At 57.6% G+C, this 26,504-nt stretch carries 25 protein-coding genes; 5 read left to right on the top strand and 20 right to left on the bottom strand.

From position 1 onward, the window contains the following. Nucleotides 1–89: 89 nt before the first annotated feature. The gene (locus K529_RS01005) at nucleotides 90–740 is read left to right on the top strand and encodes a glutathione S-transferase family protein (RefSeq protein WP_005621899.1); all 651 of its coding nucleotides are present in this window, start codon (nucleotides 90–92) and stop codon (nucleotides 738–740) included. Between the two features lie 89 nt (nucleotides 741–829). Here K529_RS01005 and rplP read toward each other — a convergent pair whose 3' ends face one another. The 6 genes from rplP to K529_RS00975 form a co-directional block, all read right to left on the bottom strand. After that, a complete protein-coding gene (gene rplP, locus K529_RS01000; protein ID WP_005621901.1) occupies nucleotides 830–1,243 on the bottom strand; it encodes a 50S ribosomal protein L16 in 414 nt (137 codons plus the stop codon). Nucleotides 1,244–1,255: 12 nt separating this feature from the next. After that, the gene (gene rpsC / locus K529_RS00995; protein ID WP_005621904.1) at nucleotides 1,256–1,975 is read right to left on the bottom strand and encodes a 30S ribosomal protein S3; all 720 of its coding nucleotides are present in this window, start codon (nucleotides 1,973–1,975) and stop codon (nucleotides 1,256–1,258) included. Beyond that, complete coding sequence (rplV, locus tag K529_RS00990) at nucleotides 1,975–2,355, bottom strand: 50S ribosomal protein L22 (protein ID WP_005621907.1); 381 nt, start codon at nucleotides 2,353–2,355, stop codon at nucleotides 1,975–1,977. Before rplV ends, rpsC begins: the two co-directional genes overlap by 1 nt. A 3-nt stretch (nucleotides 2,356–2,358) precedes the next feature. After that, on the bottom strand, nucleotides 2,359–2,637 hold the full coding sequence (gene rpsS / locus K529_RS00985) for a 30S ribosomal protein S19 (protein ID WP_005621910.1): 279 nt from the start codon (nucleotides 2,635–2,637) through the stop codon (nucleotides 2,359–2,361). A 3-nt stretch (nucleotides 2,638–2,640) separates the two neighbouring features. After that, complete coding sequence (rplB, locus tag K529_RS00980) at nucleotides 2,641–3,483, bottom strand: 50S ribosomal protein L2 (protein WP_005621914.1); 843 nt, start codon at nucleotides 3,481–3,483, stop codon at nucleotides 2,641–2,643. 291 nt (nucleotides 3,484–3,774) lie between these two features. Then, nucleotides 3,775–4,278, bottom strand: a complete 504-nt coding sequence (locus K529_RS00975; RefSeq protein ID WP_005621917.1) for a hypothetical protein — start codon at nucleotides 4,276–4,278, stop codon at nucleotides 3,775–3,777. A 200-nt stretch (nucleotides 4,279–4,478) separates the two neighbouring features. Here K529_RS00975 and K529_RS00970 point away from each other — a divergent pair, with 200 nt between their 5' ends. Continuing rightward, nucleotides 4,479–4,853, top strand: coding sequence for a hypothetical protein (locus K529_RS00970; protein WP_005621920.1), 375 nt, complete (start codon nucleotides 4,479–4,481; stop codon nucleotides 4,851–4,853). 63 nt (nucleotides 4,854–4,916) lie between these two features. On the opposite strand, the gene K529_RS00965 is transcribed toward K529_RS00970, so the two are convergent. The 6 genes from K529_RS00965 to K529_RS00940 form a co-directional block, all read right to left on the bottom strand. Further along, complete coding sequence (locus K529_RS00965) at nucleotides 4,917–5,213, bottom strand: 50S ribosomal protein L23 (protein WP_005621923.1); 297 nt, start codon at nucleotides 5,211–5,213, stop codon at nucleotides 4,917–4,919. Next, nucleotides 5,210–5,827 carry a 50S ribosomal protein L4 gene (rplD, locus tag K529_RS00960; RefSeq protein WP_005621925.1) on the bottom strand — a complete coding sequence of 206 codons (618 nt, stop codon included), beginning with the start codon at nucleotides 5,825–5,827 and terminating at the stop codon, nucleotides 5,210–5,212. The genes K529_RS00965 and rplD overlap by 4 nt, the downstream gene beginning before the upstream one ends. Further along, a complete protein-coding gene (gene rplC, locus K529_RS00955) occupies nucleotides 5,824–6,543 on the bottom strand; it encodes a 50S ribosomal protein L3 (RefSeq protein WP_005621928.1) in 720 nt (239 codons plus the stop codon). The genes rplD and rplC overlap by 4 nt, the downstream gene beginning before the upstream one ends. 18 nt (nucleotides 6,544–6,561) lie before the next feature. Next, complete coding sequence (rpsJ, locus tag K529_RS00950; protein WP_005621947.1) at nucleotides 6,562–6,876, bottom strand: 30S ribosomal protein S10; 315 nt, start codon at nucleotides 6,874–6,876, stop codon at nucleotides 6,562–6,564. A gap of 199 nt (nucleotides 6,877–7,075) precedes the next feature. Beyond that, entirely contained in the window at nucleotides 7,076–7,576 is a 501-nt protein-coding gene (locus K529_RS00945; RefSeq protein WP_065327216.1) for a hypothetical protein, read from the bottom strand. Nucleotides 7,577–7,939: 363 nt separating this feature from the next. Beyond that, nucleotides 7,940–8,428 carry an NYN domain-containing protein gene (locus K529_RS00940; protein WP_005621950.1) on the bottom strand — a complete coding sequence of 163 codons (489 nt, stop codon included), beginning with the start codon at nucleotides 8,426–8,428 and terminating at the stop codon, nucleotides 7,940–7,942. 213 nt (nucleotides 8,429–8,641) lie between these two features. On the opposite strand from K529_RS00940, the gene K529_RS00935 reads away from it, so the two are divergent. After that, nucleotides 8,642–9,481 (top strand): hypothetical protein, encoded by an 840-nt coding sequence (locus K529_RS00935; protein ID WP_005621953.1) that lies wholly within the window; start codon nucleotides 8,642–8,644, stop codon nucleotides 9,479–9,481. Between the two features lie 4 nt (nucleotides 9,482–9,485). Further along, nucleotides 9,486–10,400 carry an aldo/keto reductase gene (locus K529_RS00930; protein ID WP_005621955.1) on the top strand — a complete coding sequence of 305 codons (915 nt, stop codon included), beginning with the start codon at nucleotides 9,486–9,488 and terminating at the stop codon, nucleotides 10,398–10,400. 168 nt (nucleotides 10,401–10,568) lie between these two features. Here K529_RS00930 and tuf read toward each other — a convergent pair whose 3' ends face one another. The 4 genes from tuf to rpsL form a co-directional block, all read right to left on the bottom strand. Then, nucleotides 10,569–11,744: an elongation factor Tu gene (gene tuf / locus K529_RS00925; RefSeq protein WP_065317462.1), complete on the bottom strand. Its 1,176-nt coding sequence runs from the start codon at nucleotides 11,742–11,744 to the stop codon at nucleotides 10,569–10,571. Between the two features lie 62 nt (nucleotides 11,745–11,806). After that, complete coding sequence (gene fusA, locus K529_RS00920; RefSeq protein WP_005621092.1) at nucleotides 11,807–13,927, bottom strand: elongation factor G; 2,121 nt, start codon at nucleotides 13,925–13,927, stop codon at nucleotides 11,807–11,809. Nucleotides 13,928–13,948: 21 nt separating this feature from the next. Then, complete coding sequence (rpsG, locus tag K529_RS00915) at nucleotides 13,949–14,419, bottom strand: 30S ribosomal protein S7 (RefSeq protein ID WP_005621089.1); 471 nt, start codon at nucleotides 14,417–14,419, stop codon at nucleotides 13,949–13,951. An 18-nt stretch (nucleotides 14,420–14,437) separates the two neighbouring features. After that, nucleotides 14,438–14,809, bottom strand: a complete 372-nt coding sequence (rpsL, locus tag K529_RS00910; RefSeq protein ID WP_005621086.1) for a 30S ribosomal protein S12 — start codon at nucleotides 14,807–14,809, stop codon at nucleotides 14,438–14,440. 337 nt (nucleotides 14,810–15,146) lie between these two features. Here rpsL and K529_RS00905 point away from each other — a divergent pair, with 337 nt between their 5' ends. Then, the gene (locus K529_RS00905; protein WP_005621075.1) at nucleotides 15,147–15,953 is read left to right on the top strand and encodes a putative rhamnosyl transferase; all 807 of its coding nucleotides are present in this window, start codon (nucleotides 15,147–15,149) and stop codon (nucleotides 15,951–15,953) included. On the opposite strand, the gene K529_RS00900 is transcribed toward K529_RS00905, so the two are convergent. The 4 genes from K529_RS00900 to rpoB form a co-directional block, all read right to left on the bottom strand. Next, entirely contained in the window at nucleotides 15,932–16,813 is an 882-nt protein-coding gene (locus K529_RS00900; protein ID WP_005621073.1) for a DMT family transporter, read from the bottom strand. The two genes, K529_RS00905 and K529_RS00900, sit on opposite strands and share 22 nt — an antisense overlap. 1 nt (nucleotide 16,814) lies before the next feature. After that, on the bottom strand, nucleotides 16,815–17,627 hold the full coding sequence (locus K529_RS00895) for a glycosyltransferase (protein ID WP_005621061.1): 813 nt from the start codon (nucleotides 17,625–17,627) through the stop codon (nucleotides 16,815–16,817). Between the two features lie 161 nt (nucleotides 17,628–17,788). After that, on the bottom strand, nucleotides 17,789–22,021 hold the full coding sequence (gene rpoC, locus K529_RS00890) for a DNA-directed RNA polymerase subunit beta' (RefSeq protein WP_005621059.1): 4,233 nt from the start codon (nucleotides 22,019–22,021) through the stop codon (nucleotides 17,789–17,791). 53 nt (nucleotides 22,022–22,074) lie between these two features. Then, entirely contained in the window at nucleotides 22,075–26,214 is a 4,140-nt protein-coding gene (gene rpoB / locus K529_RS00885) for a DNA-directed RNA polymerase subunit beta (protein WP_005621057.1), read from the bottom strand. Nucleotides 26,215–26,504: the final 290 nt, after the last annotated feature.

Raw genomic sequence — 26,504 nt, 5'->3', positions numbered from 1 at the left:
CCATCGCCCCCTCCAGAACAAGGTGATTTTCTTTGGCGGTGCAGCGCCTTAGCATCGCCGCATATCAAACACGCAGAAAGGTCACCGCAATGCTGGAAATTTGGGGGCGCAGATCATCATCAAATGTTCAGGCCTTGATGTGGTGCGTTGAAGAGTTGAACCTTGAAGCGGTGCGCCATGATGCGGGTTTTATCTATGGGGTGACCGACACGGAAAGCTTTGCGAGGATGAACCCAAACCGCACGGTTCCCGTCCTAAAAGATAACGGTGGTGAGGCCTTATGGGAGACGGGCGCAATTCTGCGCTATCTGGCAGACCGCTACGGGCCCTCCTCCTTCTGGCCCAAAGCCCCCGCAGAGCGCGCGCAGGTGGATAAATGGGCAGAATGGGCCAAGCTCAATGTCGCGCTGCAGTTTACGGGGCCGGTCTTTTGGCGGGTTGTCCGCACGCCTGAGGCCGACAAAGACCCGGAGGCCATCGCCTCTGCCCTTCGCGTTCTTCATGCAAATTTATTGATCGCCGAGGAGCACCTGCAGCACAACACTTGGCTTTCTGGCGATAGTTTCACCTTGGCAGACATTCAGATGGGGCATGTGCTCTATCGATATTTTGACATCGATATCGCGCGCCCGAAGCTGCCAAATTTGCGGCGGTATTATGAGCACCTGATGGAACGCCCTGCATATCTAGCGCATGTGGCAATCAGCTATGAGGAACTGCGCGGCGCTCTGCCGGGTTGAACCGCCCGCCCGCAGTGGCCGCCGTATCAAACGAAAAGCCCCCCGCCAGTTGCCTGACGGGGGGCTTAATCAGTTACGGAAAACCGGGATTACCAGTCTTCGCGCACCACGATGCGGGTCTGAACCGGCAGCTTCATGGCTGCGAGGCGCAGAGCTTCGCGGGCGATGTCTTCATTGACGCCGTCAATTTCAAACATCACGCGGCCCGGCTTCACTTTGCACGCCCAGAAGTCCACGGAGCCTTTACCTTTACCCATACGCACTTCGACGGGCTTGGAGGTCACCGGGGTGTCCGGGAAGATACGGATCCAGACACGACCTTGACGTTTCATGTGACGGGTCATTGCACGACGTGCAGCTTCGATCTGACGGGCTGTCACACGCTCGGGTGTCACTGCCTTCAGGCCGTAGGTGCCGAAGTTCAGGTCGGAACCGCCTTTTGCGAGGCCTTTGATCCGGCCTTTGTGCATCTTGCGGAATTTAGTACGCTTTGGCTGAAGCATGTCGCGTTCTCCTTAGCGATCGCCACGACGGTTGCCGCCTGCACCGCGAGGTGCCGGACCGTCCTGGAGTTCCTGAGCCTTGCGATCACGCGCCTGAGGATCATGCTCCATGATCTCACCTTTGAAGATCCAGACCTTGATACCGATGATACCATAGGGGGTGGATGCTTCAGAGTGTGCGTAATCGATGTCTGCGCGCAGGGTGTGCAACGGCACACGACCTTCACGGTACCATTCGGTACGTGCGATTTCTGCACCGCCCAGACGACCAGCGACGTTCACCCGGATACCCAGGGCGCCCATGCGCATGGCGTTCTGCACGGCCCGCTTCATCGCGCGACGGAAGGACACACGGCGCTCCAGCTGCTGAGCGATGGACTCGCCAACGAGCTGTGCGTCGAGTTCCGGCTTGCGAACCTCAACAATGTTCAAGTGCAGCTCGGAGTCGGTCATGGAAGCGATCTTCTTACGAAGAACTTCGATGTCCGCGCCTTTTTTGCCGATGATCACGCCCGGACGCGCGGTGTGAATTGTCACACGGCACTTCTTGTGGGGGCGTTCGATGATCACGCGGGCAACACCGGCCTGCTTGCACTCTTCCTTGATGAACTCACGGATCTTGATGTCCTCGAGGAGGAGATCACCGTAGTCCTTGGTGTCAGCGTACCAGCGGCTGTCCCAGGTGCGGTTGATCTGCAGGCGCATGCCAACCGGATTGACTTTATGTCCCATTAGGCTTGCTCCTCAACTTGACGCACCTTGATGGTGATCTCAGCGAACGGCTTCAGGATCTTGCCGAAGCGACCACGGGCCCGCGGACGACCGCGCTTCATGGTCAGGTTCTTGCCGACCCATGCCTCGGCGACGATCAGTTCATCGACGTCAAGGTTGTGGTTGTTTTCGGCGTTCGCGATGGCGGACTGAAGGCATTTCTTCACGTCCTGCGCGATCCGCTTGTTGGAGAAAGTGAGGTCGGTCAGAGCCTTGTCCACTTTCTTGCCACGGATCATCTGAGCCACCAGGTTCAGTTTCTGCGGGCTGGTGCGAAGCATGCGGATTTTCGCCATTGCTTCGTTGTCTGCCACGCGGCGGGGGTTTTTATCCTTGCCCATGACTTACTTCCGCTTCGCTTTTTTGTCAGCGGCGTGACCATAATAGGTGCGGGTCGGGGAATACTCACCGAACTTCTGACCAATCATGTCTTCCGAGACGTTGACGGGAATGTGCTTCTGGCCGTTGTACACACCAAAGGTCAGACCCACGAACTGGGGCAGAATGGTGGAACGACGGGACCAGATCTTGATCACTTCATTGCGGCCGGACTCGCGCGCTGCTTCGGCTTTTTTCAGCACGTAAGCATCGACGAAGGGGCCTTTCCATACAGAGCGAGTCATAGATTAGCGCCCTTTCTTCTTAGCGTGACGCGAGCGGATGATCAGCTTCTGCGACGCCTTGTTGGTGTTGCGGGTGCGCTTACCCTTGGTCGGCTTACCCCATGGGGTCACCGGGTGACGACCACCGGAGGTCCGACCTTCACCACCACCATGGGGGTGGTCGATCGGGTTCATAACCACACCACGGACGCTCGGACGCTTGCCCTTGTGGCGCATACGACCGGCTTTACCGTAGTTCTGGTTGGAGTTGTCGGGGTTGGACACGGCACCGACGGTGGCCATGCATTCCTGACGGACCAAGCGCAGTTCACCCGAGGACAGGCGGATCTGAGCGTAGCCACCATCACGACCAACGAACTGAGCGTAAGTACCGGCTGCACGGGCGATCTGGCCGCCTTTGCCGGGCTTCATTTCGATGTTGTGAACGATGGTACCGATCGGCATGCCCGAGAACGGCATTGCGTTGCCCGGCTTGATGTCTGCCTTTGCGGAGGCGATGACCTTGTCACCAACTGCCAGACGCTGCGGCGCGAGGATATAAGCCTGCTCGCCGTCGTCATACTTCACCAATGCGATGAAGGCAGTCCGGTTGGGGTCATATTCAATGCGCTCGACGGTCGCGGCGACATCAAATTTATTCCGTTTGAAGTCAACGATCCGGTAAAGACGCTTTGCGCCACCACCACGGCGGCGAGAAGTGATCCGTCCGGTGTTGTTCCGGCCGCCCGATTTGGTCAAACCCTCAGTGAGAGACTTGACCGGACGCCCTTTCCAAAGCTCCGAACGGTCGATCAGAACCAGCCCACGCTGGCCCGGCGTCGTCGGTTTATACGACTTAAGTGCCATGCTTTCTGTCTTCCGTTTAGCGTGCAGTGCCTTAGGTTCTTGTCTTTGGCACCGCTATGTTAAAGCCCCCTGCCTTGGCGCATCCACGCCGGGTTCAGGTGACCAATGAAGGGCCCCGAAGGTCCCTGGGTCGAATGTCCCGACAAAGATAACGGCCCCGGAACGAATCCGAGGCCTGTCAGGATTGGTGCCATGTAGCAGAGGTTGAGGGAGGTGGCAATGGGGATCGAAACCCCAAATGCCCTGCAAGATCTTCCCAGCCCTGCAGAACACCTAATATGCTCCCGCCACTTAACCGCAGCGCAGTTTTGCAAAAAACAAACGCTCATCCTTGCTACTTGCGACCAAACCAATACTTCGAGCCTGCAGGTCGAACGCCCGATCGTAGCCAACCCATTGGCATGAACCCTCACGCCGGACCGCAACTTCCGCAACCTCTACGAATTTAGCGAATGACAGACGGGATGACGCAGCATTCTCGGCCCTTACACCCTTATTCCAACACTCAGCATAGAGACCACTTGGATCACCTGTATACTTATCACAGGAGTTATAATTGTGAACAATCACATCTCCATTCGACAGAGTATACGTCGGCGCCGAGGTGCGACCGAACATATAGATCCCCTCACCAGCATTCAGCTCCAAACTTCCCGGGTGGACTGAACTGATCTTCCCAAAGTCTTTCCAAAAGATATTGAAACCATCGACATTCTGACTCGGCGACTCACTCACAGAAGAGCAAGCAGCCACAACAACAGATAGAACCAACCCGGAAGCAAAAATCCTGAACATATCTAATCTTCCTTTTTTAAACCTGCGCGCCCCCACCGCAAAAGAAGCATCGCATATAGCACACGCAATAGTCGCAGACTTGCATCTTTAGGTCACGTAGGCTTCTTTAACTCTTTTCCGCTTGCCTCCCTTTGAAGACGCGCACGGTAGAAACTACAACGCAAACGTTTCATCCAGAATTCATTCTAGTAAGGCCAATCATGAAACTGGAAATATCCGGAACTGATGAAGAACTACAGCATCTGCTGAACTGCATCCATATAGGGCAACTCTGCCCTGATGAGCGGTTTCTTTTGGTCGGAAACCCTGTTTGGCAGGCGCTCATTGACGCCATTCAAACCCGCTACATCGATCAGGTCGGCGAAGATGCCTATCGTAGCACCTTCACCAGAGACGTCACAGACCCACGTGAAATTGATCTGCTAGCGGGACAGTTGGAGACCATGCTATTGGGCAAAAATTGGCCGCGAGAACGCGCAGAAGCTATTCTGGAGCACATCGCAAGGCCGTGCGTCCTGCCAGCTTCCGCACGAGAGAGAATTTTGGCGCGCTTGGATGAGTTTCTGAGCGAGTAGATCGCACCACGAAAAAGGCCCCCGCTTGCGCAGGGGCCTTTTCAATTCTCAGACAAACAAATCTCAGAGTCCGGTGGACACGTCGATGGTGTTGCCTTCTTCCAGGGTGACGTAGGCTTTTTTCACGTCTTTCCGCTTGCCCAGCTGGCCGCGAAAACGCTTGACCTTACCCTTGGTGACGGTGGTGTTGACCGCTTTGACCTTCACACCAAAGAGAGCCTCAACAGCTTCTTTGATCTGCGGTTTGTTGGAGTCGATTGCCACCTCGAACACCACTGCGCCGTGCTCGGACGCCATGGTGGATTTCTCGGTGATGATCGGCTTGCGGATCACGTCGTAGTGTTCTGCCTTCGCGCTCATTTCAGGCGAGCCTCCAGTGCTTCGACAGCCGACTTCGTGAGCACGAGGGTGTCACGCTTCAGGATGTCATAGACGTTTGCGCCCATCGACGGCAGGATATCCAGACCTTCGATGTTCTTGGCGGCACGAGCGAAGCCTTCGTTGACGGCAGCACCGTCGATGACCAGAGCGCGTTTCCAGCCCAGGTTTGCAACCTGTTTGGCCAGAGCGGCGGTCTTGCCTTCGGCTTCTGCGTTCTCGATCACGACCAGTTCACCCGCTTTTGCTTTGGCGGACAGCGCGTGGCGCAGACCCAGCTTGCGGAATTTCTTGGTCAGATCGTGGCCGTGGCTACGCGGGGTCGGACCCTTGTAGATACCACCTTTGCGGAAGATCGGCGCGTTACGGTCGCCGTGGCGTGCGCCACCGGTGCCTTTTTGGCGGTAGATCTTCTTGGTGGAGTAGGAGGTCTCGGAGCGGGTCTTCACCTTATGGGTGCCGGCCTGCGCGTTGTTGCGCTGCCAACGGACCATACGGTGCAGGATGTCCGCACGCGGCTCCAGGCCGAACAGGTCTTCGGACAGTTCGATGTCGCCCGCTTTGCCGCCGTCCAGTTTGATCACGTCAAGTTTCATGCTTCACCCCCTTCCGCGGGTGCTTCAGCCGCAGCTTCAGCAGCAGTCTTCAGAGCCGCCGGGAACGGCAGACCTTCGGGTGCTTTCTTCTTCACGGCGTCTTTGACGGTGACCCAGCCGGATTTCGGACCAGGAACAGCGCCTTTGATGAAGACCAGACCACGGTCGGCGTCGGTTTTGACAACCTCGAGGTTCTGGGTGGTCACGCGTGCAGCGCCCATGTGACCGGCCATCTTCTTACCTTTGAAGACTTTGCCCGGATCCTGACACTGACCGGTGGAACCGTGGGAACGGTGAGAGATCGACACGCCGTGAGAGGCACGCAGACCGCCGAAGTTCCAGCGCTTCATTGCACCGGCGAAACCTTTACCAATGGAGGTACCGGTGACGTCGACTTTTTGACCTTCCAGGAAGTGCTCGGCGGAGATTTCCGCGCCGACTTCGATCAGGCCATCCGCAGGAACGCGGAATTCAACCAGCTTACGCTTGGGCTCAACTTTGGAGGCCGCGAAGTGACCGCGCATCGCCTTGGAGACGCGCTTTACTTTAGCGGAACCAGCACCGAGCTGAACGGCAGTATAACCGTCTTTGTCTTCGGTACGCTGAGCGACAACCTGCAGGCCATCAAGGGAAAGAACGGTTACAGGGATCTGCTTGCCGTCTTCCATGAACAAGCGGGTCATGCCCACTTTTTTTGCGATAATACCAGAGCGCATATGAATTACCCTCCGATCTTATGACTGCAGCTTGATTTCGACGTCAACGCCAGCAGCCAGGTCGAGCTTCATCAGCGCGTCCACGGTCTGAGGCGTCGGGTCGACGATGTCGAGAAGACGCTTGTGCGTACGGATCTCGAACTGATCGCGGGATTTCTTGTCCACGTGGGGACCACGCAGAACAGTGAATTTCTCGATCTTGTTCGGCAGCGGGATCGGGCCGCGCACTTGTGCGCCGGTCCGCTTGGCAGTGTTGACGATCTCTTGTGTGGACGCATCCAGCACACGATAGTCAAATGCCTTCAGCCGGATACGGATGTTTTGGCTTTGCATCGTATAGCCTTTTAGTCAGGCGTTGGGGTTGAGAGGAAGGTCCCGTGCTCGTCACGCACCCTCATCGAACCCAAAAGGCGGGAATCACCCCGCCCATTTCCCGCAGTGCGGGATGGGGCCTGTTACACCTGTTGCGACAGTGTGGCAAGGGGGAGGAGAGGCTTTATGGATCATCGCAAACTTTCCCTCTCAGAACGGATCAAAACAAAACCCAGAAACACCATGCCAACGCTAAAGCCCAAGAATACAATCTCGCCGATCCAAAGCCACACCACGGCTCGCCCACGCCTGTCAGTGAACACCTCCGCATAGTAAATTTTTCCCTGCAAATCGTACCCCTTGCGCCGAAGGTCGTTGTTGATGCGACGGGCGTCAATATCCCCGTAGTCCGCAAAGCCATGGATACGAACATATGCGGGCCCTCCTTGCTAAGGGGGAACGCGCTAAAAACAGCGTATGACCTCGTTCCCTTATCAACGTCGTAAGAACCCGCCAAGCCAGCGAACCAACCACTGACATCAAACTCGTTGAAAGCACCAACAAAATAGCCGGGATGTAGAAAACGAAGCTGAACAGCTCTCAGTCGCTCGCTATTGCCCTTGATTGCTTTCTCGACGTTATCTTGGAGAGACAGCAGCGCAACCAGCGTTAAACCAACCCCCATGAGCATGAGACCAGCGCCAAATACCAGCTGCGCCATTCTCTTCAGGAATGAGAATGGCATCTTAATCAAATCAGAAACCCAGACATTCAATACTCAACTTTCGACAACGTCCACTGCTCCTCTGAGCAGAACTTTGTAAGTACATCTCCGGTGGATGCGAACGGTAAATCACATAGACTACTGTTCTCGGCTTGGAGAAGCTCACCGCCTCCAGCCCAAGCCCTGTTACGCGCCTGCTTACCTCTTCCGGCGCGCGAGGTTGCGCGTTGCAACCCAAATGGGCGCTGTTTGAGCGTCCTCAAGCCTCTATCTGGCGCGCCAACTCTTGCACTTCCCGCACACATCACGGGGCGGGCCGCCCTCGTAGGTCGCGCCCCCGCCCTTGCCCAATCAGCGCCGCTAAGAGACCTTTTCCTTTGGCAGATCGAGCCAGATCTTGTCACGGCGATAGCCACCACGCACCACCCTGCCCGCGGCAGTCTCCTGCACAAACTCCTGTTCCCAATCGCGAAACCGGTCACGGGAAATCACGATCCCGCCGCTGTCGCGCGCCAGCTTTAGGATATGCGGATCAGCAGGTTCGCCCTTGTGCACCACATGAGACTGCGCAGACCGAAGGCCAAGCCTTTTGGCAAAGCTCGGCCCGTTCAAGTAGCGTCCGGCCACCAGATAGCCTGCGTTCGCGTCGAAGACTACGCAAGGGCGGTAGCCGGCTGTCTCCAACGCCTCGATAGCATCTATCACAGGCTCCAACGATAGAGCCTCACCCTTCCAGTAGAGCAGGTTCGACCCATCAATAATGGCGAGCCTTGCGGCCTGTGTCCCACGGCGACGCAGGAGAAAAACCAGAAGGCCAACTAAAAATGCAAAAAAGAGAAATTCAACCATAGGAGGATTTGCTCTGAAACCACTTTGCAAATCAAGGCGCAAATTTGTCGCCCGCTGACTTTAGCCGCACGACACTTTGAGCCCCGCACGCACTGATCCACCTCGCACCCCAATTGCCGCAATCAATAGAGTTTTTCACTCGTTTTAAACGAATTGCACATATCACACCGACAGACTTCGAAACGGGTCAGATCAGCTACGGGGCGACCGATCATGCAAACTCAGTATATCATCAACGGCACAGAAATCGCAGTTCAGCTCGCAACTGAGGACGCTTACAGTGTGGGCTCAGATGAGGTGTTGTCCACCAAGTTCGACGATATCACCAAACACACCGATTGGTATGACGCTGGCTATACGACGCTGAAGGCTGATGATTTTTACGACCCGGCCACGATCTACAGCGAAACCACAGCGGCAATTATCAAGATCATCACTGAGTTACGCCCAGAAATTGACCTCAGTGGTTTTACACTAGAGCGGTATCACGCTTACGTCGACGATGCGCTCCATGCCGAGGTGATCAAACGTAGCCGACGCCTGTTTCCAGCCGACCTCGGCTTTGATAGCGCCAAGATACTTAAAAATTTTAGCACCTACCTCGGGGTTGATCTGAGCTTTACCAATCCGCAAACGAATACGGATGTTTGGATGATCGCGCGCATCAACAAGCCCAAAAGTCACAACTACAATACGGTTCACAAAGACATTTACGAAGCCTTCGACGAACACGGTTCCGTGCCCAAGATGGTCAATATCTGGATCCCTGTATGTGGCGTGAACGATTGTAGTGGGCTACCGATGGCCCCTGGAAGCCATCTTCTGCCAGAGAGCAAAATCACCCGCACCAAAGCAGGTAGCACGATGAATGCTCAGCGCTACAGTGTTGCAAGTATTCGCGATTGGGGCGGAAACTCCAATCTGGTGCGAGAAAACCCGAAATCTGATGAATTCCTGATTTTCTCCTCCCATCTGATTCATGGCCTCGCCCTGAACAACAACGAAGACGAAACGCGCGTCTCCTTTGAATTCAGACTGTACGAAAAGCTCTGACAACGTGCGCTATGGCAAGATCGGGTTTGGTTGCTGGCAACTGGGCGGGGAACAGACCGTCAACGGGATGCAAAACGGTTGGCACGTGGGTCCTGAGGCGCAACGGATCAAGCTCATCGAAGGCGCAATCTCGAGTGGCATTGATGTATTTGACACGGCGCAAGCCTATGGCGACGGAATAAGTGAAACCCTGCTCGGAACAGCCGTAAGCCGTTCCGGGCGGAGAAACGATCTGCTGATTGTCACAAAACTCTCGCACCTCAACACATTAGCACCGGACGAGATCAATTGGCCAACGTTCCTCTCCTGTCTTGATGATAGCCGCAGGCGGCTCCAGATGGATGCGATCGATGTGGTGTTGCTGCATGCTCCACCGCCAGCGCTGCTCTCCGATAACATCTGGTCGCTGTTTGAGAAGGCGCGGGAGGAGGGCTACATCGGATCTTATGGTGTCAGCCCGCGCAGCTGGGAGGAGCTGCAACATGCGGCTGACATCGGATTTGGCAGCTATCTGCAATGGAACTATTCAGCACTGGAGCGTCGATGCGACGAGCCGTTCTTATCGAGGCTACATCAGCGCGGGCTGAAGTTTATTGGCCGCTCCACCCTGTTTCGGGGCCTGATAACCGAGACCTTCTTTCGCGAAGGTCCGGCCTGCTGCTTTCATGACGCCAGAGACCAGCTACCTCAGGTGCTTCTGACGGAAATCCACGAGAAAATCTCCGCCTTGCGCCCCGTTGCACAGGCTCTTGATCTTACACTCAGCGAGTTTGCCATTGGGGCCACACTGTTAAATGAGCTGTCGCTGTGCAGCCTTGTCGGCATCAGCAAACCAGACCATCTGACCTCTATCATCAAGGTCAGAAACCTCCCGCAGGTCAAGCTCGAAGAGATTCAATCTGCGCTTGAGGCCCTATAGATATCTCAGCGCTAAGGTGGAGCGCCGCTCTATCTCCTAGGGCGAGAGTTTCATCTTTTCCCAAATACCTCGGAGCGAGAGGCGGCGCCTCGCAACAAAAAAGGGCCTCCCGCGAAGGGAGGCCCTTTCTATTGTCACTCGCCGTTTAAATCAGGCGAGGCCCATCGCTTACGCGAGGATTTTGGACACAACGCCCGCGCCAACGGTGCGGCCGCCTTCGCGGATCGCAAAGCGCAGACCGTCTTCCATCGCGATCGGGGCGATCAGTTCAACTTCGAACTTCAGGTTGTCGCCCGGCATCACCATCTCGGTGCCGGCAGGCAGAGTCACGGTGCCGGTCACGTCGGTGGTGCGGAAGTAGAACTGCGGACGGTAGTTCGCAAAGAACGGCGTGTGACGGCCACCTTCTTCTTTGGTCAGAATGTAGGCTTCTGCCTCGAATTTGGTGTGCGGGGTCACGGAGCCCGGCTTACACAGAACCTGACCACGCTCAACCGCTTCACGGTCGATACCACGCAGCAGCGCGCCGATGTTGTCGCCTGCTTCACCACGGTCCAGCAGTTTGCGGAACATTTCCACACCGGTACAGGTGGTGGTGGTGGTGTCTTTGATGCCAACGATCTCGATGTTGTCGCCAACATTGATCACGCCACGCTCAACACGACCGGTCACAACAGTACCACGGCCAGAGATCGAGAACACGTCTTCGATCGGCATCAGGAAGGGCTGGTCAATCGCACGCGCAGGGGTGTCGATGTATTCGTCGACAGCCGCCATCAGCTCTTTGATCTTCTCGGAACCGATTGCGTCGTCACGGCCTTCCATCGCCGCCAGCGCGGAACCTGCGATGATCGGGATATCGTCGCCCGGGTAGTCGTAGGAGGACAGCAGCTCGCGGATTTCCATTTCGACGAGCTCGAGGAGCTCTTCGTCATCAACCTGGTCCACTTTGTTCATGAACACGACCATCTTCGGGATGCCAACCTGGCGGCCCAGCAGGATGTGCTCGCGGGTCTGGGGCATCGGGCCGTCTGCTGCGTTCACAACCAGGATTGCGCCGTCCATCTGCGCCGCACCGGTGATCATGTTTTTCACATAGTCAGCGTGGCCGGGGCAGTCGACGTGTGCGTAGTGACGCGCGTCGGTTTCATATTCCACGTGGGCGGTGGAGATGGTGATACCGCGTGCTTTTTCTTCCGGTGCGCCGTCGATCTGGTCGTATGCGCGGAAGTCGCCGAAGTATTTGGTGATTGCTGCGGTCAGCGTGGTTTTACCGTGGTCAACGTGGCCGATAGTGCCGATGTTGACGTGCGGCTTATTACGTTCAAACTTTTCCTTAGCCATGATGGCCTCCTTTTAGCTTTGGGAGGGAGCGCCGGCCGCGGCACTCCCCCAAATCGTCACGCTTACGCGTATTTCGCCTGGATCTCGTCAGAGATGTTCTGCGGGACCGGATCGTAATGCGAGAACTGCATCGTGAACTGCGCGCGGCCCGAGGACATGGAGCGCAGGGTGTTGATGTAGCCAAACATGTTCGCGAGCGGCACGTTTGCGTCGATCGCAATTGCGTTGCCGCGAGGCTCCTGACCGGACACCTGACCGCGACGGGAGGTCAGATCGCCGATGATACCGCCGGTGTATTCTTCCGGGGTGATCACTTCGACTTTCATGATCGGCTCGAGCAGTTTCGCGCCAGCTTTGCGCATGCCTTCACGCATACACATACGGGCTGCGATCTCAAACGCCAGAACGCTGGAGTCAACGTCGTGGAACTTACCGTCGATCAGGGCAACCTTGAAGTCGATCACGGGGAAGCCAGCGAGCGGGCCGCTGTCCATGACCGAGTTGATGCCTTTTTCAACACCGGGGATGTATTCCTTGGGAACCGAGCCGCCAACGATGCGGGACTCGAAGGAATAGCCTTCACCAGCTTCTGTCGGCGAGATGATCATCTTCACCTCAGCGAACTGACCCGAACCACCCGACTGTTTCTTGTGGGTGTAGGTGTGCTCGACCTCGTGACCAATGGTCTCGCGGTAGGCAACCTGCGGGGCACCGATGTTGGCTTCGACTTTGAACTCGCGCTTCAGACGGTCCACCAGGATGTCCAGGTGAAGTTCGCCCATGCCCTTCATGATGGTCTGACCGGACTCGAGGTCGGTTTCGACGCGGAAGGACGGGTCTTCGGCAGCAAGACGTGCCAGACCCTGGGACATTTTTTCCTGGTCGCCCTTGGTTTTGGGCTCCACGGCGATCTCGATAACCGGATCCGGGAAGGTCATGGTTTCCAGAACCACCGGCTCCTTGGCGTCGCAGAGGGTGTCACCGGTGGTGGTGTCCTTAAGACCCGCCAGTGCGATGATGTCGCCTGCAAACGCTTCTTCGATCTCCTCGCGGTTGTTGGAGTGCATCATCATCATACGACCGATGCGCTCTTTCTTACCTTTGGTGGAGTTCAGGATGGAGTCGCCCTTGTTCAGCACGCCGGAGTAGATCCGGGTGAAGGTCAGGGAGCCAACGAAGGGGTCGTTCATGATTTTGAACGCAAGACCGGAGAAGGCCATGTCATCGTCAGCACGACGCGCGATGTTACGAACTTCTTCTTCGTCGCCCGGCTTAAAGCCCATGTAATCAACAACGTCGAGCGGGCTCGGCAGGTAGTCGATCACAGCGTTAAGCAGCGGCTGAACACCTTTGTTCTTGAACGCAGAACCGCCCAGAACCGGAACGAAGGAGAGCGACAGCGTACCTTTACGCAGCAGGCTGCGCAGGGTCGCGACGTCGGGCTCTGCGCCGTCCATCAGGTAGTTTTCCATCGCGTCGTCGTCCATTTCGACGGCCGCTTCGATCATCTTGCCGCGCCATTCGTCAGCCATGTCTTTCAGGCTGTCGCGAATGTCGACCTGAATCCAGGACGCGCCGAGGTCTTCACCCTGCCACAGCCACTCTTTCATGGTGACCAGGTCGATGAGGCCTTCGAGCTCGTTCTCGGCGCCGATCGGAATACCAACCGGAACCGCGCGGGCGCCGGTGCGGTCTTCGATCATGCGAACGCAGTTGAAGAAGTCCGCGCCGATCTTGTCCATCTTGTTGACGAACACCATACGCGGAACCTTGTAGCGGTCAGCCTGACGCCACACGGTTTCGGTTTGGGGCTCAACACCAGCGTTGGCGTCGAGAACACAGACTGCACCGTCGAGAACCGCCAGCGAGCGCTCAACTTCGATGGTGAAGTCAACGTGGCCGGGGGTGTCGATGATGTTCAGACGGTGCTTCGGAGTGTCAGCGGTTTCGCCGTCTTCGGTGCGTTCCCAGAAGGTGGTGGTCGCAGCCGAAGTAATGGTGATGCCGCGTTCCTGCTCCTGCTCCATCCAGTCCATGGTGGCTGCACCGTCGTGCACCTCACCGATGTTGTGGGATTTGCCGGTGTAGAACAGGATACGCTCGGAGCAGGTGGTTTTACCTGCATCGATGTGCGCCATGATACCGAAGTTACGGTAGCGGTCTAGCGGATAGTCGCGTGCCATATTGGATCAGCCTCTGAAGAGTTACCAGCGATAGTGCGAGAAGGCTTTGTTTGCCTCTGCCATCTTGTGAGTGTCTTCGCGCTTCTTAACGGCAGTACCCCGGCTTTGTACAGCATCGAGGAGTTCACCGGCGAGGCGTTCTTCCATTGTGTTCTCGTTGCGGCCGCGCGCAGCGGTGATCAGCCAGCGGATTGCCAGCGCTTCACGACGCTCGGGGCGCACTTCGACGGGAACCTGGTAGGTTGCACCACCCACACGACGCGAACGGACCTCAACGGAGGGTTTCACGTTGTCGAGAGCTTCGTGGAACACTTCCACGGGCGCGCGCTTGATTTTCGATTCAACGCGATCAAACGCGTTGTAAACGATGCGCTCTGCGACCGATTTTTTACCATCGATCATCAGGTTGTTCATGAATTTGGTGAGAACGCGGTCGCCGAACTTGGCGTCGGGCAGAACTTCGCGTTTTTCAGCAGCGTGACGACGGGACATCTATGCTTATCCTTCTTCTTACTTAGGACGCTTCGCGCCATACTTGGAGCGACGCTGCTTACGGTCTTTGACACCTTGGGTATCCAGAACACCACGCAGGATGTGGTAACGGACACCCGGAAGGTCTTTTACACGGCCGCCACGGATCAGAACCACGGAGTGTTCCTGAAGGTTGTGGGATTCACCGGGGATGTAGGAGATCACTTCGAAACCGTTGGTCAGGCGAACCTTCGCAACTTTCCGCATAGCGGAGTTCGGTTTCTTAGGTGTGGTGGTGTAGACGCGAGTACAAACGCCGCGCTTTTGCGGGCACTGCTCCAGGTGCATGGACTTGGAGCGTTTTACTTTCGGCTGACGCGGCTTGCGGATCAGCTGTTGGATCGTTGGCATTCCGGTTATTCCCCGTTTTGCAACACTATGTCATGCACGGCACGCGCCGTGCGGCGAGATCTTCAGCAGCGTCTGCGCAAACGCAAAAACCGCAAACGTTCCCATTCCGAGGTGAACGTCGCGGTGGGTTTACAGAGGGTCCGGGTGAAAAAAGTGCCCTGACCTTGAGCCACTACAGATATGAGTTCGGCGTAAGAGGGACTTCTCCCCCATGCCGGATAGCGCGCGTATATTGAGAGTCGCAGAGCTTGTCAACACATGCCCCTGCTTGCAGACCTTGTCCGGCCGGGTTCGGCCCGCCATAGTCGCGCATGTTTATTCATGAGGATTTTTAGTGATGCAAGTCATCGGGCTTTGTCGATTTTCCTATCCTGCCATCGGCGGCTTTCAAGTAGAGCACGACAGCATCGAGGAGCGCATCGCTTTCCTCTACGGCGAAGCCCGCCTCGAAGAGCGCTTTCGTCTGTTTGAAACGGTCGCCCTGCCCTGTCTGCGCGCGCAGACAGATCCCGATTTCGATCTGATCGTCGTCATTGGTGACAGCCTGCCCGCCCATCACGAGGCGCGTCTTCGTGACCTCGTCGCGGGGATGCCGCAGGTGCGGATTGAAAAACACCCCCCAATGCCCCAGCGCGCGGTCATGAAGGACATTCTGAACAAGGCGCGCCGCGATCCGGACAAACCTTGCCTCCAGTTTCGATATGATGATGACGATGCAGTCTCGGTCGATTTCATCGAGCGGTTGCGCGGCACCATTTCAGACTGCCCCGGACTGGTCGCGCGTCATCGCAGCGTGGCGGTCGATTTCAATATGGGCTATGCGGCGGAGTTCGGGGCGAATGGGATTTCTGCGGCGGAAATTCACCGTCCCTATTTTGTCGCGGGTCTTGGCATGTATGTGCGTGGCGGCACTAAGCTCACCATCATGAATTTCGCCCATGAGAAGATCCTGCGCTTTATGCCCACCATCACGCTGTCGGATGCGCCGATGTTTGTGCGTGGGCTGCATTCTTCCAATGACTCCCGGCAAAAACGCGTGAAGCCCATCCCCGTGACGCCGCTCACGGTCGCGCAGGTCGCAGAGTTCGAGGCACGCTTTGCCATATCCGAGGCAGATGTGCGTCAGGTGTTTTCGGCCACCTGACGTTCGCGCAGCAACGTGAACAGGCCCGCCGCCACCACGATGCCAGCCCCCAAGAGCGTAAGACCGGAGGGAAATTCACCAAACACCAGCCAGCCGAGCAGCAACGCCCAGACGAGCCCGGTGTAGCGCAGCGGTGCTACCGCAGAGACTTCACCGACACGAATGGTCATCACCGCACAAAGATAGGCCAGCAAGATCAGCACGGCGGTGGCAGACAGCAAGAGCCACTCGCGCCCGCCCACCGGCTGCCAGCTCTCGCCAAAACCCAAACCAAGGCCAAACAGCATCACCGAAAACGCCGATAGAAATGTCACGGTGAGCGAGGGCACGGCCGGTGACATCTGCCGTGTTACCAGATCCCTGAGCGTCAGCAGCGCAACGGCCAGCAGCGCGTATATCGTCGCGGGACCAAAATCCGCACCACCGGGGCGCACAATCAGCAGCATACCGACAAACCCAAGTGCGATGGCAAGGCTCCGCCGCCAGCCGACCGTTTCCCCGAGGAACAACGCCGCGCAGAGCGTCACGGTCAGCGGCAGCATTTGCAGCACCGCCGTGATATTCGCCAGTGGCATCTGCAACAGTGCGGACAGAAAGAAATAGGTCACAGCCATTTCGGTCGCGCATCGCGCCAGAACCAGCCCCCAGTCACGACGCGAGAGATCAAAGCGCAAGGCACCCATTGCGCGTGCGAGACACAGCAGCAGAACGCTCGCCATCACGCCCCGCACAGTCACGATCTGCCACAAAGGCACGGTTTCCCCCACCAGTTTGACCAATGTGTCGTTGATGGTGAAGAACGCCATGCTGCCCAGCATCAGGAGCGCGCCTTTCTGGTTCGGGCTCAACGATCCTGTCATGTCAGATCGCCTTAAGCGCATGAAGGCTCATGCCAAAATGGGCCTGCAGATCTGCATCAATCTCGGCCTCGGTCTGCCGCGCCGTCAGTCCCATCATTGCCGGGGTGGAATGGTTGTCACCGTGGACCGTCCGCAAAAAGGATGGAACGGCAATATCCGAAAACAGCGGATAATGCTGGGCAAACTTGCGGTGATTGTAGCGATAGGGATTGCCCTTGCCCGACACAGGCCGCACCAACGCGGTGCCCGCCGAGAGCGGCGCCCGTTCGCAACTGTCCACCACGACGGGCGGCTGGCCTTCTTCGCGAACAAGATAAATGCCGCGATTAAAGGCGATGGCAAAAGGTGTCTCGGCGCTTGCCTGCAAGGGGAGAAGCCCCGCAGCCAGCCGCTTGCATCGGGCCACATAGCCGCCGTCCAATGCATCGTCATCATCAAGGCGAAACAGGATACGGTGGCTTTCGCCCTGTTCCGGAATTGCAGCATAAGCCTCTTTCAGGATTTGAAAGTGGTTCTCCGGCGCAAACTGCAACAGCCGCATATGATCGTGCGGCGCAAGCAACTCTTGTAGGCGTTTCAACACCGGTTGCGGCAGACGATCAGAGGTCGCAACCAACAAATGGAAATCGGCGTCCCCCTGCCGCACCAAGGAAGGCAGGCACAGCTTTTCAAACAGGTGCAGCCGCAGTGCCATGCGGTCGGGTGCAAAAATCGCCTCAGCCGCGGCGTCCAGATCCGGGTAGCGGTCTGCATTGAAGGTCGGTGTCAGCAGCGAGAAGCGGATCACGCCGACCATATTGAATGTTGCCGCCATCGCGTCGTCTCTCTCCCGGCTTTGACAACCAACAGAAACCACGCCCTCGCCCGCTTGCCAAGAGGCTTGGTGCACCGCTGCCCGGCCCCGCGCGCGCAACGAAAAAGCCCCGCGTCACGGTGGACGCGGGGCTTTCTCAATTCAGCAACAAGCCGTCGAGCTTAGTCGCGGCTTTCCGGGGTTTCCACGAGGAAATCCGCATCCGCAACATCATCCGCCATCGGCGCTGCAAGGGCTGCCGCCGCTTCGGCCTCTTCGCGACGGGCCTCAAGGACCACATTGTCGCGCGAGGATGCGATGTGGCGCACCTGCTGGGTTGCACCACCGGTGCCCGCCGGGATCAGACGACCGACGATGACGTTTTCCTTCAGGCCGACCAGCTTGTCCTTCTTACCTTGCACAGAAGCCTCGGTGAGGACTCGTGTGGTCTCCTGGAAGGAGGCCGCGGAGATGAAGGAGCGGGTCTGCAACGACGCCTTGGTGATACCAAGAAGGATCGGCTCGCCTTGTGCCGGGCGCTTGCCGCGGCTGAGCGCCTTCTCGTTTGCCGCGTCGAACTCCTGCTTGTCGACGTGTTCGCCCTTGAGGAGCGTGGTCTCGCCGGAGTCGGAGATCTCCCACTTTTGCAGCATCTGGCGAACGATCACCTCGATGTGCTTGTCGTTGATCTTCACACCCTGCAGGCGATAAACGTCCTGCACTTCGTCGATCATGTAGTTCGCCAGAGCCTCGACACCCATGATGGACAGGATGTCATGCGGCGCCGGGTTGCCGTCCATGATGTAGTCGCCTTTTTGAACGAAGTCGCCTTCGACAACCGGGATGTGCTTGCCCTTGGGCACCATGTATTCCACGGCCTCCATGGACTCATCTGCCGGCTCGATGGAGATGCGACGCTTGTTCTTGTAGTCGCGACCAAAGCGCACGTAACCATCGATTTCGGCGATGATCGCGTGATCTTTCGGACGACGCGCCTCGAAGAGTTCGGCCACACGCGGCAGACCACCGGTAATGTCCTTCGTCTTCGCACCTTCACGCGGGATACGCGCAACAACGTCACCGGCTTCGATCTTCTGACCGTCTTCACAGGACAGGATCGCATCCACGGACATTGGATAGGTCAGCGGGTTGCCAAGGGAATTGCGGACCGGTTCGCCATCATCACCCACAAGGATGATTTCCGGCTTCAGGTCAGAGCCCTTCGGTGCCGCACGCCAGTCGATCACGATCTTCTGGGTCATGCCGGTGGCATCGTCGGTTTCTTCGCGCACGGCCAGACCGGACACGAGGTCCACGTACTTCGCAGTACCCGGCTTTTCGGCGATGATCGGCAGGGTATAGGGGTCCCACTCGAACAGTTTGTCGCCGCGCTTGACCTGCTGGCCTTCCTTGACGAACAGCTTGGTGCCGTAGCCCAGCTTGTGGCTGGAGCGCTCTTCACCGTGCTCGTCTTGAATGATCAGCTTCATGTTCCGGCCAATGGTCAGAACTTCGCCGTTGGCGTTGGTGAGCGTGTTCGTGTTCTCGAACACGATCTTGCCCTCTTGGGACGCCTCAAGGAAGGACTGCTGACCACCCTGTGCCACGCCGCCGATGTGGAAGGTCCGCATCGTCAGCTGTGTACCGGGTTCACCGATCGACTGCGCCGCGATGATGCCGACGGCCTCACCGGAGTTGACCATGGTACCGCGCGCAAGGTCACGGCCATAGCACATGGCGCAGACGCCCTCTTCGCTTTCACAGGTCAGCGGGCTGCGGATGCGCATGGACTGAACACCGGCTTCCTCGATCGCGTCCGCCATGCGTTCGTCGATCAACTGACCAGCGGCGACCACGATCTCTTCGGTGCCCGGACGTTTGACATCATCCGCGGCAACACGACCCAGAATACGCTCGCCGAGGGAGGCCACAACCTCACCATCATTGACCGCAGTCTCTGCAGTGATCGCACGTTCGGTACCACAGTCGTGCTCACGCACGATGCAATCCTGCGCCACGTCCACAAGACGACGGGTCAGGTAACCGGAGTTCGCAGTCTTAAGCGCCGTATCCGACAGACCCTTACGGGCACCGTGGGTGGAGTTGAAGTACTCCAGAACGGTCAGGCCTTCTTTAAAGTTCGAGATAACCGGGGTCTCGATGATGTCGCCGTTCGGCTTTGCCATCAGACCACGCATCCCGCCCAGCTGACGCATCTGCGTCACGGAGCCACGCGCACCGGAGTGGGCCATCATGTAGACCGAGTTCGGTTCCATGTCGGAGCCGTCTTCTGCCTTTTTGACCGCCGAAATGGTGGACATCATGGCTTCGGTGAGCTTGTCGTTACACTTCGACCAGGCATCCACGACCTTGTTGTACTTTTCGCCCTGAGTGATCAGGCCGTCCATGTACTGCTGTTCAAAGTCTTTAACCTGATCGCGGGTGTCGTCGACGATGGTCCACTTGGAATCCGGGATCACCATGTCGTCCTTACCGAACGAGATGCCCGCCTTGAACGCCTCGCGGAAGCCCATGGTCATGATCTGGTCACAGAAGATCACGGACTCTTTCTGACCGCAGTAGCGGTAGACGGTGTCGATGACCTGCTGAACTTCACGTTTGCGCAGCAGACGGTTCACCAGTTCAAACGGTGCCTTGGCGTTTTTCGGCAGCAACGCACCAAGACGGGCACGGCCCGGAGTGGTCTCAAAGCGTTGGAAGACCTCGTTGCCCTCTTCGTCGATCTGCGGAACCCGAACGGTGACTTTGGAGTGCAGATGCACAACACCAGCGTCCAGCGCGTGCTGAACTTCATCGAGGTTACCAAAGACCATGCCCTCGCCCTTCATGCCTTCACGCGCCAGCGTGAGGTAGTAAAGGCCAAGAATCATATCCTGCGAGGGAACGATGATCGGCGCGCCGTTTGCAGGCGACAGAACGTTGTTCGTGGACATCATCAGGACGCGCGCTTCCAACTGGGCCTCAAGGCTCAGCGGGACGTGCACAGCCATCTGATCACCGTCGAAGTCCGCGTTGAACGCCGAACAGACCAGCGGGTGCAGCTGGATCGCTTTACCTTCGATCAGCGTGGGTTCGAACGCCTGAATACCAAGACGGTGCAGCGTCGGTGCGCGGTTCAGCATCACCGGGTGCTCGCGGATCACCTCATCGAGGATGTCCCAAACTTCGGGACGCTCTTTTTCAACGAGCTTCTTCGCCTGCTTCACGGTGGAGGACAGACCTTTGGCCTCCAGACGCGAGTAGATGAAGGGCTTGAAGAGTTCGAGCGCCATCTTCTTGGGCAAGCCGCACTGGTGCAACTTCAGCTCGGGGCCGGTCACAATGACCGAACGACCGGAGAAGTCGACGCGTTTACCCAAAAGGTTCTGACGGAAGCGACCCTGCTTACCTTTCAGCATGTCGGAGAGCGACTTCAGCGGGCGTTTGTTGGCACCGGTGATGACGCGACCACGACGGCCGTTGTCGAACAGAGCATCAACGGATTCCTGCAGCATCCGCTTTTCGTTGCGGACGATGATGTCAGGCGCGCGCAGCTCGATCAGACGCTTCAGACGGTTGTTCCGGTTGATCACCCGACGATAGAGGTCGTTAAGGTCGGAGGTCGCAAAACGGCCCCCATCCAGCGGAACCAGCGGACGCAGTTCCGGCGGAATGACCGGGATCACGGTCATGATCATCCACTCAGGACGGTTGCCCGACTCGAGGAAGGATTCGACGACTTTCAAACGCTTGATGATCTTCTTGGGCTTCAGTTCGCCGGTGGCCTCGGCCAGTTCGGCGCGCAGGTGCTCGGCTTCTGCCTCAAGATCGATCGCCGCCAGCATTTCGCGGATCGCTTCGGCACCGATATTGGCGGTGAAAGCGTCCATGCCATAGGCATCTTGCGCGTCCATGTACTCTTCTTCGGTCATCATCTGGCCGTATTGCAGGTCGGTGAGACCCGGCTCGATGACAACGTAGTTTTCGAAGTAGAGCACGCGTTCCAGATCACGCAGGGTCATGTCCAGCATGAGGCCGATCCGGCTGGGGAGCGACTTCAGGAACCAGATATGCGCAACGGGGGCGGCCAGTTCGATGTGGCCCATGCGCTCGCGGCGCACTTTTTGAAGGGTAACTTCAACACCACATTTCTCGCAGACAACGCCGCGATACTTCATGCGCTTATATTTGCCGCAGAGACATTCGTAGTCTTTGATCGGACCAAAGATACGCGCGCAGAACAGGCCGTCACGCTCGGGCTTGAACGTACGGTAGTTGATGGTTTCCGGCTTTTTGATCTCGCCGTAGGACCACGAGAGGATCCGTTCCGGGCTGGCCAGCGACACCTTGATCTCGTCAAAGACCTTCGGCGGGGTCAGCGGGTTGAACGGGTTATTGGTGATTTCCTGGTTCATTTTGATACCTCAAATCTTGCGGAAGGGGGGACGTGGGGTGAGGGGAAGCCCCCTCACTCCTCAACCTCCGCATCCAGGAGTTCCATGTTCAGGCCGAGGCCGCGGACTTCTTTAACCAGAACGTTGAACGATTCCGGTACGCCCGCTTCAAAGTTGTCCTCGCCCTTGACGATCGACTCATAGACCTTGGTCCGGCCTGCGACGTCATCCGACTTCACGGTGAGCATCTCTTGCAGGGTGTAGGCGGCGCCGTAAGCTTCCAGAGCCCAGACCTCCATCTCACCAAAGCGCTGACCACCAAACTGCGCCTTACCACCGAGCGGCTGCTGGGTAACCAGCGAGTACGGACCGGTGGAACGGGCGTGGATTTTGTCGTCCACGAGGTGATGCAGCTTCAAGAGATACTTGATGCCCACGGTCACCGGACGTGCGAACTGCTCACCCGTGCGGCCGTCGAACAGGATCGACTGACCGGACTGGTCAAAGCCCGCGCGCACCAGCGCATCGTTGACGTCATCTTCTTTCGCACCGTCAAAGACCGGCGTTGCGATCGGCACACCACGGGTCACGTTACCTGCGGCCTCGATGAGCTGGGTTTCGTCCATGGAAGAGATACCCTCTTCATAGACATTCTCACCATAGGCTTCGCGCATCGCATCACGCACAGGGGTCAGATCGCCAGTGCGGCGATAGTCCTGCAGTGCGTCGTCGATTTTCAGACCCAGACCGCGTGCGGCCCAACCCATGTGAGTTTCAAGGATCTGACCAACGTTCATGCGCGACGGCACGCCGAGCGGGTTAAGGCAGAAGTCTACCGGGGTACCATCTGCGAGGAACGGCATGTCCTCCATCGGCACCACGCGGGAGATAACACCTTTGTTCCCGTGACGACCGGCCATCTTATCGCCCGGCTGCAGCTTACGCTTCACGGCGATGAAGACTTTGACCATCTTCATCACACCCGGGGGCAGATCGTCGCCGCGACGGACCTTCTCGACCTTGTCCTCGAAACGGGCGTCCAGAGCACGTTTTTGCGCTTCGTACTGCTCGTTCAGAGCCTCAAGGATCTGAGCGTCCTGCTCTTCTTCCAGAGCAAGCATCCACCACTGACCACGGGTCAGCTGGTTGTCCAGCAGATCCTCGTCGATGACGGTGTTGCCGCGCACGCCTTTGGGGCCTTTGACGGCAGTTTTGCCGAGCAGCAGGTCCCGCAAACGGGCGTAGATGTTGCGGTCCAGAATGCCGAGTTCGTCGTCCCGGTCACGGGCCAGACGTTCGACTTCTTCACGCTCGATCTGCAGCGCACGTTCGTCTTTTTCGACGCCGTGACGGTTGAAGACGCGGACCTCAACAACGGTACCGTAGTCGCCCGGCTTCACGCGCAGCGAGGTGTCGCGCACGTCGGAGGCTTTCTCACCAAAGATGGCGCGCAGCAGTTTTTCTTCCGGCGTCATCGGGCTTTCGCCCTTCGGTGTGATCTTACCCACGAGGATATCGCCCGGCTCTACATCGGCACCGATGTAGACGATGCCCGCCTCGTCGAGGTTGCGCAGGGCTTCCTCACCGACGTTCGGGATGTCGCGGGTGATTTCTTCCGGCCCAAGCTTGGTGTCACGGGCGGCGACTTCGAATTCCTCGATATGAATCGAGGTGAAGACGTCGTCACGCGCGATACGCTCGGAGATCAGGATGGAGTCCTCATAGTTGTAACCGTTCCACGGCATAAACGCGACAACCACGTTTTTACCGAGGGCCAGTTCACCCATATCGGTGGAGGGACCATCTGCGATCACTTCGCCCTTCTCGACCGTCTGACCCACTTTCACCAGCGGACGCTGGTTGATGCAGGTGTTCTGGTTCGAGCGCTGGAATTTGCGCATGCGGTAGATGTCCACGCCTGCGTCGCCCAGCTCCAGATCGGAGGTGGCCCGAATAACGATACGCTGAGCGTCGATCTGGTCGATCACGCCTGCGCGCTTCGCCATGATCGCCGCGCCAGAGTCGCGCGCCACGATTTCCTCGATACCGGTACCAACCAGCGGCGCTTCAGCGCGCAGCAGCGGAACCGCCTGACGTTGCATGTTCGAACCCATCAGAGCGCGGTTAGCATCGTCGTTTTCAAGGAACGGAATGAGCGAGGCCGCAACCGATACCAACTGCTTGGGCGAAACGTCGATCAGATCAACGCTCTCGTTCGGGGCCAGCGTGTAGTCGCCCGACTGACGGGTGGACACGAGGTCGTTCACAAAGCGGTTGTCTTCATCGAGGTTGGCGTTCGCCTGCGCCACGGTGTGACGCATTTCCTCGGTGGCAGACATGTAGTGAACCTCATCGGTCACCTGACCGTTGTTCACCACACGGTATGGAGTTTCGATGAAGCCGTATTTGTTCACGCGGGCAAAGGTCGCCAGCGAGTTGATCAGACCAATGTTCGGACCTTCCGGCGTTTCAATCGGACACATCCGGCCATAGTGGGTCGGGTGAACGTCGCGCACCTCAAAGCCAGCACGCTCGCGGGTCAGACCACCGGGGCCAAGCGCCGAGAGACGGCGTTTGTGGGTGACTTCCGACAGCGGGTTCGTTTGGTCCATGAACTGCGACAGCTGCGAAGAGCCGAAGAATTCGCGCACAGCCGCGGCGGCAGGCTTGGCGTTAATCAGGTCCTGCGGCATCACGGTGTCGATCTCGACAGAGGACATACGCTCTTTGATCGCGCGCTCCATGCGCAACAGACCAACGCGGTACTGGTTCTCCATCAGTTCGCCAACGGAGCGAACACGACGGTTGCCGAGGTGGTCGATGTCGTCGATGTCGCCCTTACCATCGCGCAGTTCCACCAGCGCCTTGATGCAGGCGACGATGTCTTCTTTGCGCAGGGTACGCTGGGTGTCTTCTGCATCCAGAGCCAGACGCATGTTCATCTTCACGCGGCCAACGGCAGAGAGATCATAGCGCTCGCTGTCGAAGAACAGGGTGTCAAACAGCGCGGACGCGGCTTCGACGGTGGGCGGCTCGCCCGGACGCATCACGCGGTAGATGTCCATGAGCGCGGTGTCGCGACCCATGTTCTTGTCTGCCGCCATGGTGTTACGCATGTAGGGGCCAACGTTGATGTTGTCGATGTCCAGAACCGGAATGTCGGTAATACCCGCATCCAGCAGTTCTTTGACGGACCCGCCAATGATTTCGCCGCCTTTGTCATACTCAAGGGTCAGCTCATCGCCAGCCTCGACGTAAATCGCGCCGTTTTCTTCGTTGATGATATCCTTAGCAACATATTTGCCAACGATATGCTCGAAGGGCACCAGAAGCTCGGTGATGGTGCCTTCGTCGATCATCTTCTTGACCGCGCGTGGGGTCACTTTCTTGCCCGCTTCGCAGATGATTTCGCCCGTGGCGGCATCTACGAGGTCATAGGTCGGACGGGTGCCGCGCACACGTTCGGGGAAGAAGGGGGTGATCCAGCCGCGCGACTTCTCAAGCTTGAAGTCGACGGTGTTGTAATAGGCATCCATGATGCCTTCCTGGTCGAGACCCAGCGCATAAAGAAGCGTGGTCACCGGCAGTTTGCGGCGACGGTCGATGCGGGCAAAGACGATGTCTTTGGCGTCGAACTCAAAGTCGAGCCAGGAGCCGCGATACGGGATGATGCGGCAAGCAAACAGCAGTTTACCGGAAGAATGGGTTTTGCCCTTGTCGTGGTCAAAGAACACACCCGGTGAGCGGTGCATCTGAGACACGATCACACGTTCGGTGCCGTTCACGATGAACGTACCGTTCGGGGTCATCAGGGGCATATCGCCCATAAAGACATCTTGTTCCTTGATGTCTTTTACCGATTTCGCACCGGTGTCCTCGTCGACATCAAACACGATCAGACGCAGCGTGACCTTCAGCGGTGCCGAATAGGTCATGTCGCGCTGCATACATTCGTCGACGTCGTACTTGGGACGCTCAAGCGCGTAGTTCACGAACTCCAGAACGGAGGTTTCGTTGAAATCCTTGATCGGGAAAACCGATTGGAACACGCCTTTGATGCCTTCGCCGTCAAGCGGCTGAGGTTCATCGCCGGAGCGCAGGAAAAGATCATAAGAAGATTTTTGAACCTCAATGAGGTTCGGCATATCCAGCACTTCGCGGATCTTGCCGTAATATTTGCGAAGACGTTTCTGGCCAAGGAACGTTTGAGCCATGTCAGAGTTCACCTTTCAGAGTTCTCAACAAACAAGGCAGCCGCCGGGCCCCGGCACCTCATCCGTCAGAGACAGCGTGGTCTGGATCAATTCATGGCCACCGTCCCGAATGGCGACCTCCCGATCCAACGAACCTCGCCTGAAAAAAGGGCCACCACACATAGGTGAAAAGGCCCCTTTCTGAGACAGGTTCAGCTGGACCCGGGTTTCCCCGGATCCAGCCAAATGATTTGAGGCCTATAGAGCAGAAGTTCCAGCAGGAAATCCAGCCCGAATGTCCTCTATCGAAG

Origin of the sequence: Tritonibacter mobilis F1926, from assembly GCF_000376545.2 — a bacterium.
Classification (GTDB): domain Bacteria; phylum Pseudomonadota; class Alphaproteobacteria; order Rhodobacterales; family Rhodobacteraceae; genus Epibacterium; species Epibacterium mobile.
The sequence above is the reverse complement of the archived record's forward strand: the minus strand, read 5'-3'. Positions and strand labels throughout refer to the sequence as shown.